The following is a 14,220-nucleotide window of genomic DNA, read 5'->3' on the forward strand; positions in this document are numbered from 1 at the left end:
TAGGTTTTATTTATTCTTTTGTTTTTTGTGTAATAGGTAATCTTAATTTAATTTTTCAAGTATAGGCTGATCCGTAAAAGTCAATTCTGTTTTACTGTTTTCATTAAGCTGCTCCAATACAACAAACTTATTCTCGCCTGCTTTCAACCAACAACCTGGTACATAAAGCGTTTGCTGCGGTCCAACTTTCCAGTAACGTCCAAGATTGTGTCCGTTAACAAATACAATTCCTTTTCCCCAACCTGTCATATCCAGAAAAGTATCAGCAGGTTTATCTATGCTTACAGTAGATTCATATAAGACGGGACGTCTAGGTTTTATCGTTTCATTTTTAACAGCTGGAACTTCATTCATTGGCATTTTATACATTTCCCATCCGCCGCTAATTTCAAATTCATTTAAATATACTGGAGTAATAATTCCTTTAGTATTATGTACGATTTCGGCACCGTAGTTAATGCGCCCCATATTTTCAACTAGAATTTCTAAAATACCGTTAAAAGGAATCGTAACTGTCAACTCGTAGTTTTTGAAAACTCTATTCAACTCACCTGCTTTAACCCCGTTTACATAAACTGTAGCAAAGTCTCTCAATCCTTCAATTTTTAATTTACCAGAAATAGGCTGCGTAAATCTTTTTCGATACAAAACATATCCATGTCCTTGACCTAATTTTTCAAATGTTAAAGGCTGGTCATTTACAACTGGTTTTTCTTTTTTTATCCAACTTAAAACATCCATGCTTGATTTGATAGCCTGATTAGGATATTTTGCAACTGGTATTTTGGCTGGAATTGAGGCTAATTTTGTTTTAGAATACTTTTGCATTACTTCACGTATAGCCATAAATTTTGGTGTTGCCCAACCTGCTTCGCTAATAGGAGCATCATAATCATAGCTCGTAATATCCGGCTGAATATCCATTTCTTCATTATAATTTGCCCCCGAGGTAAATCCAAAATTAGTACCGCCGTGTACCATATAATAATTAAAAGAAACACCTGCATCAAGGTACTTTTTAGTTTGACTTGCAATCTCCTCAGATCCAATTTTAATAAATGGTTCTGCCCAATGATCCAACCAGCCAGAATAAAACTCTGCGACCATGTAAGGTCCTTGTCCGTTATGGTATTTATCAACCTGTTTTTTTAGATTATCTATATTTGATTCCCCATTTGCAGTCGGTAACGCGCCTTCTACCATACCACCTTCAAACAACCAGGCACCGTCAGAAGTAAAAAAAGGCTCTGGGAATCCCGTTTGTTTAAGTATATTGTAAATTGCAGTTTTGTAGGCTTTATGATCCTCAGCACTAATATCGGTTCTTTGAGAAACATAAGAACCAAATTCATTTTCAGCCTGAACCATAATAATAGGTCCGCCTTGATTAGCAAAAAGTCCTTTTACCTCTCCATACAAATGTTCTAGATACGTTTTACAAGCGTCTAAAAATGCTTTGTTATTGGTACGAATTACTAAATCTGGATTATTTTGCAGCCACCAAGGGTATCCTCCAAATTCCCATTCGCCACATGCATATGGACCTGGCCTAAGAATTACATATAAGCCTTCACTTTTGGCAATACGTAAAAATTCTGAAAGATCTCTATTTCCTGTTTTAAAATCCCAGACACCTGGTGCTACTTCGTGATAATTCCAAAAGACATAAGTAGCCACGGTATTCATTCCCATAGCTTTAAGCATCTGCAATCTATGTCTCCAATACTCTTTAGGAATACGTACATAGTGCATTTCTCCCGAATGTATTTTAATTATCTTCCCGTCTTGCTGAAATTCTCCCTTAGATATAGAAAATCCTTTGGTTTGTGCCTTAGTAAAAAACGGCATCAAGCAAATCAATAATATCCCGAGCTTAAATAGTACCTTCTTCATTTTTTTAATAATTAATCAATTAAAATTTCATCGACAAACAACCAAGAGCTTTCTCCTTTTGGACTTTTCTTTAAGTTGCCTGCAATAACTTTTACAAAACGTGCATTTTGTTTTTGGAAATTGATTTGGAAATCTTTCAATTCTGGAACAGCATTTACTGCATAAGGGCGCATAATTTTGCCAACCTGCGTGTATTTAACTCCATCTGTAGAAATCAAGACTTTAAGTTGAATTGGGAAATTAACTCCTGCTCCTTGACTTTCTAAAGCTCCAACTTTTACTTGCTCGATACTTTCTACTTTTTCTAAGTCAATAACCAATTCCATATCGTTAACCAACCAAGCCTGCCATTGTCCGTCATGGAAATTTTTACTTCCTCTGATCGTATTTACCATGGTATTGGCGTCACCTTTATAATTCGAATTGTAAGGGGTCAAGTATTTCACTTTTTTCGAAAATGCTTTATGGAAAACAATAGTATCTGTATATGTTTTTCCCACTGGCTTGTCATCTTGGAATAAAGAAGCTTTTAAAACCGTTGTTTCTTTTATTGCAATTGGGCTTGTATATTTTATAGCATGGTGATCAATGGTCTGGTTTCCTAAAACATAACGAATGTCTGGATTAGGAAACTCGTTTTTCAATTCTACCTTAATCTGTTTATTAGCTAAATCAGCTGTAGAAGAAGCCGTTACCAAATAAGCGCTTTTCGCATAATTGATTCCTAAATAATCGTAACGTTTTAATAAAGAGAATAATCTCGTTGTAAAATCATTCCAATTGCGTTTCTCTTTCGGACTCCATAAAGTTTCTGATAATGCTGCCAATCTTGGGAAAATCATGTATTCAGAATCTTTTGGCAACGCTAAATGTTCTGCCCACAAATTCGCTTGTCCTCCTAAAACGTGTCCCGCTTCCTGAGGTGTCATTGTTGAAACTACAGGATCAAATTTGTACACTTCACTTAACGGATTATAAGCGTCAAAAGCTAAAGGTTCTTCGTTTTGCGGACCTTGATAAAAGTTAAAATAACAAGGAGATTCTGGTGTCATAATTACGTCATGACCTTGATCTGCCGCTTCGATTCCGCCTTTCATTCCTCTCCAGCTCATTACCGTTGCATCTGGAGCCAAACCGCCTTCTAAAATTTCATCCCAGCCGATAACTCTTTTACCTTTTGAGTTGATGTATTTTTCCATACGTTTTACAAAGTAGCTTTGCAACTCGTTGACATCTTTTAATTTCTCGTCTTTGATTCTTTTTTGGCAGTGCGGACATTTTGCCCAATTGGTTTTCGTCGCCTCATCGCCACCAATATGAATATATTTTGATGGGAAAATAGTAATTACTTCATCAATTACATTTTGCAAAAATTCAAACGTAGTTTCTTTTCCTGCACAATAGATATCAGTCAAAGGCCAAACTCCGCCTGACGGAACACCAATTCTCTGATTAAAACAAGCCAATTCCGGATAAGCTGCAATCGCACTGCTTACGTGCGCCGGCATTTCGATTTCAGGAATAATTTCAATTCCTTTTGTCGAAGCATATTTTACGATTTCTCTTAATTCATCTTGCGTAAAGAAGCCACCGTAGGTTCCTTTTTCGTCAGGATTTGTCGTTAATCTCGCATTCCAGCTAGTGTTTTCTTGATCAACTCTCCAAGCCCCAACTTCAGTTAGTTTTGGATATTTTTTAATTTCAATTCTCCAACCTTGATCGTCAACCAAATGCAAATGTAAAACGTTCATTTTATGCATTGCCAAACGATCGATTGTCGCTAAAATGTAATTTTTATCAAAGAAATGACGTGATAAATCTAACATTAAACCTCTCCATTTAAAACGTGGTTCATCGTTAATCGTTAAGCTTGGAATCTGCCATTTCGCAGAAGTGATTGCATATTTGCTTTCAATCGCTTCAGGAAGTAATTGCCTAACACTTTCTAATCCATATAGAAAACCAACATTTCCTTTTGCAGAAATAACAATACTCGTCGGATTTACATCTAAAACGTAAGCTTCATTTTTTAAATTAGGATCTACTTTAAACTGCACAAAATTGCTTACCGGAGCTTTAGTTGTCGTCTCTGGTTTCCATCCTGCAGCTACTTCAAATTTAGAAGCTAAAGCATTTGCAGCATCTCTTTGGAAATCGCCATTTACTACAAACTTGGTATCTTTTGTAAATTCAAAAACACCAGTTTTAATAAAAGTCTGACTCGGTTTCGGAATAATGTTAATATCACTTTCTGTGTAAACTTTCTGCGCATGAGCCGAGAAAATTGAAGCGGTTAGGGTTAATAGGAATAATAATTTTTTCATTCTTTGTTTTTTGGTTTCTCTAATTGTTTGTTCAAACATTTAAAGATGTAGTTTTTAGGTTTAGTTTGTCATTTCGATCCCGAAGCCTCGGGATCGAAATGACAAATATTGTGTTTAATCTCTTTAACGGATTAATATTATTTATCCCAAGCCATTTTAAATTTCGCGTCTTCCATTCTGTGGCCTTTTACGTCATCAGAAACGGCGTAATTGAATCCTGATCTTAAACTGTAACCCGCATATTCTCCGTTTTTATTCAAAGCAATAAAACCAACTTGCAGGTATTCCATGTCTTTGTGGTTTTTATGTTTGTTATAAATACGTTCTGTAATTTCTTTACAAGCATCGTAAGGCGATTTTCCCTGACGCATTAGTTCTACAACCATTGCACTTCCTGCAGTTCTAATTACGGCTTCGCCTAAACCAGTTGCTGCGGCCGCTCCTACTTCGTTATCCAAGAAAAGACCCGCGCCGATTATTGGGGAGTCACCGACGCGTCCGTGCATTTTCCAAGCTGCACCGCTCGTGGTACATCCGCCCGAAAGATTGCCTTCTTGGTCTAACATTAGCATACTGATGGTATCGTGATTTTCTATATTAATAACTGGTTTGTATTTAGAATCTTCCAGCCATTTTTTCCAGTCTTTTTCAGATTCTGGAGTCAATAAATTTTCTTCTTTAAAGCCTTCAGACAAGGCAAATTGTAACGCACCCTGCCCAGCTAACATTACGTGAGGCGTATTTTGCAATACTCTTTTTGCAACAGAAATTGGATGCATAATTCCTTGCAGAAAACAAACAGAACCGCAATTGCTATTGTGATCCATAATGCAGGCATCAAGAGTAACTTTTCCTTCACGGTCTGGATATCCTCCGTAACCTACGCTGCGGACAGTCGGATCTGCTTCAGGTATTTTCATTCCAGCTTCGATGGCATCTAAAGCTGATTTTCCTTCTTTTAAATTCTTCCAAGATTCTTTATTAGCAGGCAGACCATGATTCCATGTCGAGATGATGATCGGTTTAGTCTGTTTTTTTTCTTTTAATTCAGCTTCTGGTTCATTTTCGTGATTTGCAGCAAATCCGCTTACGCCCAAAACAGAACTTATGGCTAAAGTGCCTAACGTTGTTTTCTTGATAAAATCTCTTCTATTTGACATGTGGTTTATTTTTGGTTCAACTCTAAGAAACTAAGTTTTCTTAATGTTGCTAAATTAATCAGTAATAATTTTTAATCCCAGTAAAATCGACTATAACGACGCTTTTACCGACTTAATTGTTTTTAAATTACTCTCTGATAAAGCATTTCCGTCAAAAAATGAAACTCCTGTTGCACCATTTTTCTTCGCTTCTAGAATCGCTTCTTTCAATTCTGCATCCGATTTTAAACCTGGAATATAAATTCCTGTATTTACTTTCGTTGGTTTTCCTTCAAGATCTGCTACACCTTGTTTGGTTGCATAACCTACCCAGTCAATTTCTTCATCATAAAAACTATGATAAATCATTGGATAAACTTCGTCAATATTCCATTTATCCCAACGCTGGCGCACCATATGATCCGCCATTTCTGGATAAGGAAATACTGCTGCCGTTAATTTTTTATTGTATTTGTGAGCAATTTTGTATGCATCGTCAACCACAGCTTTTACCGCATTTAATCTGAAATTTTTCCACTCCATATCAATTGAAGTATTGTGGCTATTTTTTGGATTTTTATGATGTTCTTTTTCGAATTTACTTACGCAGGCATCACAATAACAGAAATCAAATTGTGGTAACTCTGTATCTTGAACCAAATTGTATTTTGGCAATAAACTGATTGGCAGGAAAATGTCTGGAAAACGAATGTAATCTAAATGTACACTTTCGATTCCTTCTACTTTTGCTAAACCTTCAACCAAGCCTAAAACGTGGTTTCTAGATTCTTCTTTAGTTGGGCAAAGCCATTGGTAATAATCTACATACGGACGATTATCAAAACAAGATTTTCCTTCTTTACTTACTTGATACCAATCTGGATGCTGTAACGCTATAGAATCATTTGGGCGGTTCATCGCCATGATCCAAGCGTGCACTTTTAGTCCTTCTTTTGTTGCAAGCGGAACTAATCTTGCTAATAGTTTCGGATCTGTTTGCGTGTTAATTAAAACTTCATCGATTCCGCCGTCTTTGTATTTTTTGAATTCTTTCGAATAATCTGCATCCGATTTTTTAGCGTCAGCAGTAGTCCAAACACCAAAAGTGAATTTACCATTTTCCTGATCTTTGGTTTCTTTTTGTCCGCAAGAGAATAAACTCAGCGATAGCGCTAATACTAAAACTTTTGATAGTTTTTGCAACTTACTCGTTCGTAATAATTTTACCATCTTCTTTAATTATTAAGGTTTTGTTTGAAAAAGGACTCTTTACCAAGATATTAAATCCTGATGAATGATTTTCTAAAATTGGCTTTAAAGTCTTTCCGTCAACCACTATATTTTTTTTACTGATACTTTGCAGTGATTTTGCCCAAGATTTATTCTTTTCGAAATATCTTTTTTGAGCTCTGTATAAAGTATACAGTTCCCATTTTACTTTTTCTTCCTGCGGAATTACAAATTTGTCTTCGCTTTCTTTTGAAGAAAAGTATACATAAGCCCATTTTTCGGGCTCATGCATATTAATGACTCCCATAGGCGACCAAACCCAATTGTATTCTGGGAGAAACTTTCCTTCTGTATCTTTTTTTCGTTCGTACTTTCCGTCAACAACAGAATGCTGCCAATTTACTCGAGAGAAATTGACTTTCCAGAATTTATCTTTAGGAACAATATTATCGTGATAAGATGTTTTATAAACCGACCATGGAATGGCAATTTCTAATGTCCAGCCTTTATCAATATCTGATGAATTATTTAAAGTTCCATCTACTTTTACAGCCGATTTTAAACCATCGATATTCCAGTCGTTTAAAACCGTATTTTTTTCGCGGTAGGGTTTATTGATAAATAAATCCCAAGCGGTGTTTAATGCATTTATTTCCAATTCATAATAATTTTGAGTATCATTATCTGGATCAATAAAAACCTCAAAATCATTATTATAGAAAATAATAGTATCGCGTTGTCTAAGATTTGCCCAAACATGCTGCTCTTCCATCTTAGCTAGAATATAGTAGTAATTATCGTCCCAGAGCATTTTAACCTGAGTTTTGTATTTTGGAGTTTCAACACCTTCTATGTCGACAAAAGGTGTTGTCCAAGCTGCTTTTTCCCAAGCTTTATCTGCTTCATCGCCGTCAATAACAATTTCTTTTGACGTTTTATACGCAATATAACTTTTTGGTGTAACCTCTTTTTCAGATTGCGAATACCCTATCAAACCAACAAAAAAAACGGCAAGGGACAATAATTTACCTCTACTATGCATCTTTATATTATAAACTATTATCTTTTGTAAACTGAATTACTTCACTTAATTTTCCGAAGGCGATCGCTACATGAGTATCTGCAGCACCGTAATAAACTGCTAATTTATCTTCTTCAAAATCGTGTAAAGCAGCACATGGGAAAACTACATTTGGTACATCTCCAACCATTTCATACGTTTCTGCAGGTCCTAATAAATACGGCTGTGTTCTGTATTTTACTTGATCTGGCGCGTCTGTTTCTAATAATGCTGAACCCATTGCATAACGGAAACCGTTGCAGGTATTGATAACTCCGTGGTAGATCATTAACCATCCTTCGTCAGTTAAAATCGGAATTGGTCCTGCACCTACTTTTGTACATTGCCACGCACTTTTCTCAAATGGAGATGGTTTCATCACTAATCTGTGTTCTCCCCAATATTTCATATCTGGGCTATAGCTAATCCAGATATCTCCAAATGGTGTGTGTCCGTTATCACTTGGACGGCTTAACATGGCGTATTTTCCGTTGATTTTTTGCGGGAATAAAACTCCGTTTCTGTTGAATGGTAAAAAAGCATTTTCGCATTGGAAAAATTCTTCAAAATCAAAAGTATAACCAATACCGATTGTTGGTCCGTTATAACCATTACACCAAGTAATCCAGTAACGATCTTCGATCCAAACCACACGAGGATCATATTTATAAGCAGATTCGATCATTTCTGTATTTCCAGATTTCATCTCAATTGGTTCGTGGTTGATGTCCCAATTGATACCATCTTTACTGAAACCAGCAAAAATATTCATCTGAACTGCTTTATTATCACATCTAAAAACCCCAGCATATCCGTCTCCAAAAGGTACAACTGCACTATTGAATATACTGTTTGAAGAAGGAATCGAATATCTGTCGATAATTGGATTCTCAGAATATCTCCACATTACATCTTTACTGTTTTCGGGTCTGTCTTGCCAAGGAATAGTACTCATTTTTTGTTTTTTTTTTATTTATTAGTTTTTTTTATTCTTTTGTCTCTGACTTTTTTTTTGGCAACTATAACGTTCGGTTTTGTCATTTCGACGAAGGAGAAATCTCCGCAAGAAGCTCCATCTCGTAAGTTACCAATCTTTGTAGAGTTACTCGTGGAGATTTCTCGTTCCTCGAAATGACAAACTGCATCGCAAAACTTTGTCAAAGTTTTGAACTTTGACAAAGTAGCAACACTTAATTTACTCTTCTATCTTCCTAACTCGATCCAGCCAAGTAAACTTCAATACCGTAGTCGTTACTAAAAAGACAACTAAAGCAACACAAGCTTTTGGATAATCTCTGATGATGAAATAAATCGGAAGCAGAATCATGCTTGACTGCCATACAATTCCGATCACACAATTCATCATATCTAGATAGAAATCATTATTTTTTTGGAAAGATTGATCTTCCGCTTTTAATTGTTTGTAAACTGGATTCCAAAATCCCCAAGGTCTAACATTACTGTAGAAAGATTTCAGCACTTCCATATCTGTTGGTTTGCTTAAATATGTTCCTAAAAGACAACCTAATATAGAAAATCCGAAAATTAACGGGAATAAGTAAATCGATGGCACTTGCGAAAGTTGATGTAATAACGTTCCGTCTCCAAAATTTCCTTTATTCTGATCCAAAACAAATTGAAGCGAAGCTGCAACAAGTCCTCCGACCATTCCCCAGAAATAACCCCATCCGTTGAAACGCCACCAAATCCATTTTAAGAAGTTCGCAGCAACGTAACCTCCGTACAAAGCACTTGTAATCCACAGCGTTAAAGAGTTGATAGAATCTGCAAAGAATCCCATGAAAACTCCAAGTCCAACAACTAAGAAAGAAGAAATCTGACTTACTTTAATATAATGTGCATTTGATGCAACTGGTTTGAAGTATTTTTTATAAATATCATTTACAATATAAGCAGGACCTGCGTTTACGAAAGCTGAGAATCCAGACATAAAAGCAGCTAATAAACCTGCTAAAAGAATTCCTTTAATTCCAACTGGAATATAAAGATTCACCACTTTTGGCATTAATAATTCTAAGTCTGCTCCGGTAAGGTTAACATTTGCATTTAATTCTGGTGCTAAATTCACCAATGCAATAACTACAATTCCTGTGATTAATAAATATCTCGGAATAAATAGAATCAAGTTGGTGAAACCACTCATGTAAGCGGCTTCTTTTACTGATTTAGTAGAAAGAACACGCTGTAAATCGTAACTTGGTGTTGGACCTGCGACACTTGCAAAAAATCCTTTGAAAAGCGTCATTCCGATAAATGCACCAAACATTTTGTAACCTTCTGTATCAATTAATCTGTTGAAAGTTTCGAATTTATCGCCCCATTGTGTTTCAAATTCCCATCCGAAGAAAACATTTTTCCATTCTGGAGTAATTACAGAATTGATTTGAATATCAGTATAATTAATGAATGCGTAACCTGCGATTAGAACTCCGGCAACAATCATAATAATATATTGCACGACTTCTGTTGCTACTACTGAAAACATTCCACCTTTTACGGTATAAATGGTAGTTAAAAAAATGATTAACAAAGCATAAGCCTGTTCTGATGTTAAGAAAACACCACCGTTTATGTGAACTGTTAAATCCCAAGGAAGAATAATGGTTACAAATTTTCCGATTCCAACGAAGAAATAAGCGATGAAACCAATTGTAGAAATAATAGCAAAAATGGCCACAATAATATGAGAAGCTTTTCCTGCTTTGTCACTTCCAAAACGAGTTAAAATCCATTCAGAACCCGTCATTACTTTCGATCTTCTAATCCAGACTGCGAGGAACATCATGACGAAAATCTGATTCCAAATCGGCCAAAGCCACATAAACATGAAACTTTTTACGCCATATAAAAATAAAACTCCAATCATCCAGGAAGTTCCTGAAACATCAAACATTCCTGAGCCATTGCTCAATCCTAAAAAATACCATTTGATTGATTTCCCGCCAAGGAAATAATCGTCAAGCCCTTTTGATGCTTTTCTTGAAATCCAGATTCCTATACCGACCGACATTACGATATAGATTAAAATGATTGATACGTCTATAATGTTCATTAAATATTTATTTTGAATTAGTTAGTCAAACCCCAGTTTTTGTTTGGCTCCGCTCCCATTGTAAAATGAAGCACACCGCCTTGCAGCATTTCTTGGTGAGAGATTGCTGTTTTATTAAATGCTTTTCCGTTTAAAGTAGCCGATTGGATATAGAAATTTTTGTTTGAAACATTTTCTGCTTCAATTACAAAAGTTTTTCCATTTGGAAGATTTAAAGTTGATTTCTCGAAAATCGGACTTCCAATTTCGTACTCTCCAGAAGCTGGATTCATTGGATATAACCCCATTGAACTGAATACATACCAAGCCGACATTTGTCCGCAGTCTTCGTTTCCGCTTAGACCATTTGCAGTCGTATTATATTGTGTGTCCAAAATATGGCGAACCCAATATTGCGTTCTCCAAGGCTGACCTGCGTGATTAAACATATAAGCAATGTGGTGGCTTGGCTCGTTACCGTGCGCATACTGCCCGATCAAACCAGAAATATCTGCAGAAACATTGTTTCCAGTAATCTCAGAACTTTCTGTAAATAATTGTTCTAATCGTTTTGTGAAAGTGGCATTTCCGCCATGAAGCTTAATAAAATTGTCAACATTATGAGGTACAAACCAGCTGTGCTGCCAAGCATTTCCTTCTGTATAATCAGTATGTTCCCTGTGGTTAGAGTGTTTTGGGTCGAAAGGCTCGTTCCAAGATTTTCCATCTTCCGATTTTCCTCTCATAAAACCAGATTTGGCATCAAATAAATATTCGTAAGCTTTTGCACGTTTAGAGAAAAACTCATAATCAGCTTGTTTTCCTAGAGCTTTCGCCATTTGCGCTACACACCAATCATCATAAGCATATTCTAAAGTAATGGTAACTGATTCGTCTAATAAATTATAAGGGATGTAACCGTATTTTTTGTAGAAGTTTAAACCGCGTTCGTCCTGCATCATTGTGGCTTTCATGGCTTCAAATGCTTTTTCAGCATCAAAACCTTTAATACCTTTCATATAAGCATCTGCAATAACTGGAATAGAGTGATATCCTGTCATTGTATTGGTTTCATTAGCATACAAAGTCCAAACTGGCAATATTTTTTTGGTTTCGTAATACGCTAACATTGAGTTAACCATATCTGAAACTCTGTTTGGATCTAATATTGTAAGTAACGGATTCTCTGCTCTAAAGGTATCCCAAAGCGATAAAGTAGAATAAGCGGTATAATTTTTTGAAGTAACAATTTTGTCGTCTTCAGTTCTAAACTGTCCATTTTTGTCGCTGTACGTAACTGGCGCAACTTGAGCGTGATACAAAGCGGTGTAGAAAATAGTTTTTAAAGAATCAACCGGAGTTTCTACAGAAATTTTGCTTAAAGCTTTATTCCAAACTGCAGAAGCATCTGTTTTTACCTTTTCAAATTCCTGATCTTTATCTAAATTGTTTTTCGCATTTGCAATACTAACTGAAGAAAGTGCCACTTTTACACCTAATTCTTTAGAATTTTTAGGATCGAAGAATAATTGCAAAGCTGTATTTTCACCTTCTGCATTTTTAGCATTAACAACTTTTTTATCAGCAGTAATAATAGATTCTGTGATTGGTTTTGAAAATTTAGCCACAAAAAATACTTTCTGATTTTTTGCCCAGCCTGTACTGTAACGGAAACCGCTGATGGTATTGGCATCTTCAATTGTAATAGAAGTTTTTACTGCTTTGTCCCAATTAATAGCGAAACCAAGATCTACAATAACTGATTGTGTATTGGTATCATTAAAAGTATATTTATGGTATGCGGTTCTTTGCGTAGACGTTAATTCTACATTGATTTTAGGATCTTCAAGAAAAACTTGGTAATAACCCGGTACTGCTTTTTCGTTAACATGATTATATTTTGATTTATACGGAAGGAAATCGCGTGAAGCGGCTTTGGCGGTTAAGTCTAACTTTTTGTTTGTCGGCATAAATAAAATATCTGCCAAATCACCGATTCCTGTTCCGCTTAAGTGTAAGTGACTAAATCCAGAAACTATAGAGTCAGAATAATGATAACCTGAGCACCAGTCCCAGCTAGAAACCCCATTATCTGGACTCACTTGCAGCATCCCAAATGGAACTGTCGCGCCTGGATACGTATGTCCGTGACCGCCAGTACCTATAAAAGGATCTACATAATTTGCTGCAAAACTTTGCTGATGTTTATTTTTATCTACATTTATTTTGCAACTTGCAGTAAAAATTACCGTCAGAGAAAGCAGAGTAATTTTCCTCATATCAAAACAATATTAATTTAACTTTAAATTTAGATAAATTCAACTTTTACCAAAATAAATTTAGACGGACGACATTTAAACAGCTCTAAACATCAAAAAAAAGCAACAAACGACATTTTAAATTACCACTATGATTTTCAACTCAAGCAAGCTTTACACTTTACCTATACGCTATCATGTTTACTTTTGGCTCACATATTTTTTGTTCAATACACTGCGCTGGGGAAGCTATTTTAACGATTACGTATATTCTTTAAAAACTACTTTACTTGGTTTTCCTATTCACATGGCATTATGTTATCTGAATATTTTGGTTTTGATGCCTCATTTGGTCTATCGTAAAAAATATGTCCTATATATTATAACAGTACTTTCGGCAATTTTTGTCATGGTTGTTCTAAAATTTAATTTGACTTATTTGCTGATTACGCATGACGTTTGGCCAGAAGGTCCGCAAACCATCAATACACTTACGCTAAATTATACGATAGACATGATGATGGGCGAATTATATGTGATGACTTTTGTAACAGCTATTAAAATCACGCTCGATCTTTTACAAGAACAAAAACGTGTCACCGATCTGGAAAAATCGCAGCTGGAAACAGAATTATTATTTTTAAAATCTCAGATTTCACCTCACTTTTTCTTTAATACCTTGAATAATATTTATTCGCTTTCTGTAGAAAAATCAAACAAAACGCCTAAGATAGTTTTAAAGCTTTCTGAATTAATGCGTTACATGCTTTATGAAACAAAAGAAAAAAAACAGTCATTAGAGAACGAAATTCTATGTATTCAAAATTATCTTGATTTAGAGAGAATTAGAAACGGAGAAAGACTAGAAGTTAATATGTACATTTCAGGAGATATACATGATAAAGAAATTTCACCCGTTCTATTATTGACTTTTGTTGAAAATGCTTTTAAACATGGCGTTAATAAAAATACCGGAAATGTTGTTATCGATATTAATTTTAAGGTAAAAGGCGATTTCTTATACTTCAGTATTTCAAACCCAATGCCCGAAATTACCGTACATAAAGATAATTTTAACAAGGCAAGTGGTATAGGTATTGAAAACGTCAAAAAAAGACTTGAATTAGGATATAATAAAAGTGACTATAAGCTTTCATTTAAAAATAAAAAGAATATTTTTGTCGTTAAACTAGTCATAAAAGTCACGTAGCCTCGCTTTTAGCTATTTCGAAAACTATACCTACAAAAAAACCATATCGGCCTA

9 protein-coding genes are annotated in these 14,220 nt (G+C 35.3%); 1 reads left to right on the forward strand and 8 read right to left on the reverse strand.

Annotation, left to right across the window (positions count from 1 at the left end; all coding sequences use genetic code 11):
* Positions 1 to 42 precede the first annotated feature (42 nt).
* From QMG60_RS17405 to QMG60_RS17440, 8 genes are all read right to left on the reverse strand, one after another.
* Complete coding sequence (locus QMG60_RS17405; protein ID WP_281865805.1) at positions 43 to 1,893, reverse strand: beta-galactosidase family protein; 1,851 nt, start codon at positions 1,891 to 1,893, stop codon at positions 43 to 45.
* Positions 1,894 to 1,904: 11 nt separating this feature from the next.
* Positions 1,905 to 4,217, reverse strand: a complete 2,313-nt coding sequence (locus QMG60_RS17410; protein WP_281865806.1) for a family 20 glycosylhydrolase — start codon at positions 4,215 to 4,217, stop codon at positions 1,905 to 1,907.
* A gap of 137 nt (positions 4,218 to 4,354) precedes the next feature.
* Positions 4,355 to 5,377: a N(4)-(beta-N-acetylglucosaminyl)-L-asparaginase gene (locus tag QMG60_RS17415; RefSeq protein ID WP_281865807.1), complete on the reverse strand. Its 1,023-nt coding sequence runs from the start codon at positions 5,375 to 5,377 to the stop codon at positions 4,355 to 4,357.
* A gap of 90 nt (positions 5,378 to 5,467) precedes the next feature.
* Positions 5,468 to 6,586 carry a putative glycoside hydrolase gene (locus QMG60_RS17420; RefSeq protein WP_281865808.1) on the reverse strand — a complete coding sequence of 373 codons (1,119 nt, stop codon included), beginning with the start codon at positions 6,584 to 6,586 and terminating at the stop codon, positions 5,468 to 5,470.
* Complete coding sequence (locus QMG60_RS17425) at positions 6,561 to 7,628, reverse strand: carbohydrate-binding family 9-like protein (RefSeq protein WP_281865809.1); 1,068 nt, start codon at positions 7,626 to 7,628, stop codon at positions 6,561 to 6,563. Before QMG60_RS17425 ends, QMG60_RS17420 begins: the two co-directional genes overlap by 26 nt.
* 7 nt (positions 7,629 to 7,635) lie before the next feature.
* A complete protein-coding gene (locus QMG60_RS17430; RefSeq protein ID WP_281865810.1) occupies positions 7,636 to 8,601 on the reverse strand; it encodes a glycoside hydrolase family 130 protein in 966 nt (321 codons plus the stop codon).
* 240 nt (positions 8,602 to 8,841) lie between these two features.
* Entirely contained in the window at positions 8,842 to 10,719 is a 1,878-nt protein-coding gene (locus QMG60_RS17435) for a sodium:solute symporter family protein (protein ID WP_281865811.1), read from the reverse strand.
* Positions 10,720 to 10,736: 17 nt separating this feature from the next.
* Positions 10,737 to 12,977 (reverse strand): GH92 family glycosyl hydrolase, encoded by a 2,241-nt coding sequence (locus tag QMG60_RS17440; protein WP_281865812.1) that lies wholly within the window; start codon positions 12,975 to 12,977, stop codon positions 10,737 to 10,739.
* A gap of 130 nt (positions 12,978 to 13,107) precedes the next feature.
* Between QMG60_RS17440 and QMG60_RS17445 the strand changes: the two genes are divergently transcribed.
* A complete protein-coding gene (locus tag QMG60_RS17445; protein WP_057116063.1) occupies positions 13,108 to 14,166 on the forward strand; it encodes a histidine kinase in 1,059 nt (352 codons plus the stop codon).
* Positions 14,167 to 14,220 lie beyond the last annotated feature (54 nt).

Origin of the sequence: Flavobacterium sp. GSB-24, from assembly GCF_027924665.1 — a bacterium.
In the GTDB taxonomy this organism is placed as follows: Bacteria; Bacteroidota; Bacteroidia; order Flavobacteriales; family Flavobacteriaceae; genus Flavobacterium.

Bases quoted from the DNA above. Each gene is read 5' to 3' on its own strand.
- QMG60_RS17435 (WP_281865811.1), bottom strand. From the start codon at position 10,719: ATGAACATTATAGACGTATCAATCATTTTAATCTATATCGTAATGTCG.
- QMG60_RS17425 (WP_281865809.1), bottom strand. From the start codon at position 7,628: ATGCATAGTAGAGGTAAATTATTGTCCCTTGCCGTTTTTTTTGTTGGT.
- QMG60_RS17410 (WP_281865806.1), bottom strand. From the start codon at position 4,217: ATGAAAAAATTATTATTCCTATTAACCCTAACCGCTTCAATTTTCTCG.
- QMG60_RS17430 (WP_281865810.1), bottom strand. From the start codon at position 8,601: ATGAGTACTATTCCTTGGCAAGACAGACCCGAAAACAGTAAAGATGTA.
- QMG60_RS17420 (WP_281865808.1), bottom strand. From the start codon at position 6,586: ATGGTAAAATTATTACGAACGAGTAAGTTGCAAAAACTATCAAAAGTT.
- QMG60_RS17445 (WP_057116063.1), top strand. From the start codon at position 13,108: ATGATTTTCAACTCAAGCAAGCTTTACACTTTACCTATACGCTATCAT.
- QMG60_RS17405 (WP_281865805.1), bottom strand. From the start codon at position 1,893: ATGAAGAAGGTACTATTTAAGCTCGGGATATTATTGATTTGCTTGATG.
- QMG60_RS17415 (WP_281865807.1), bottom strand. From the start codon at position 5,377: ATGTCAAATAGAAGAGATTTTATCAAGAAAACAACGTTAGGCACTTTA.
- QMG60_RS17440 (WP_281865812.1), bottom strand. From the start codon at position 12,977: ATGAGGAAAATTACTCTGCTTTCTCTGACGGTAATTTTTACTGCAAGT.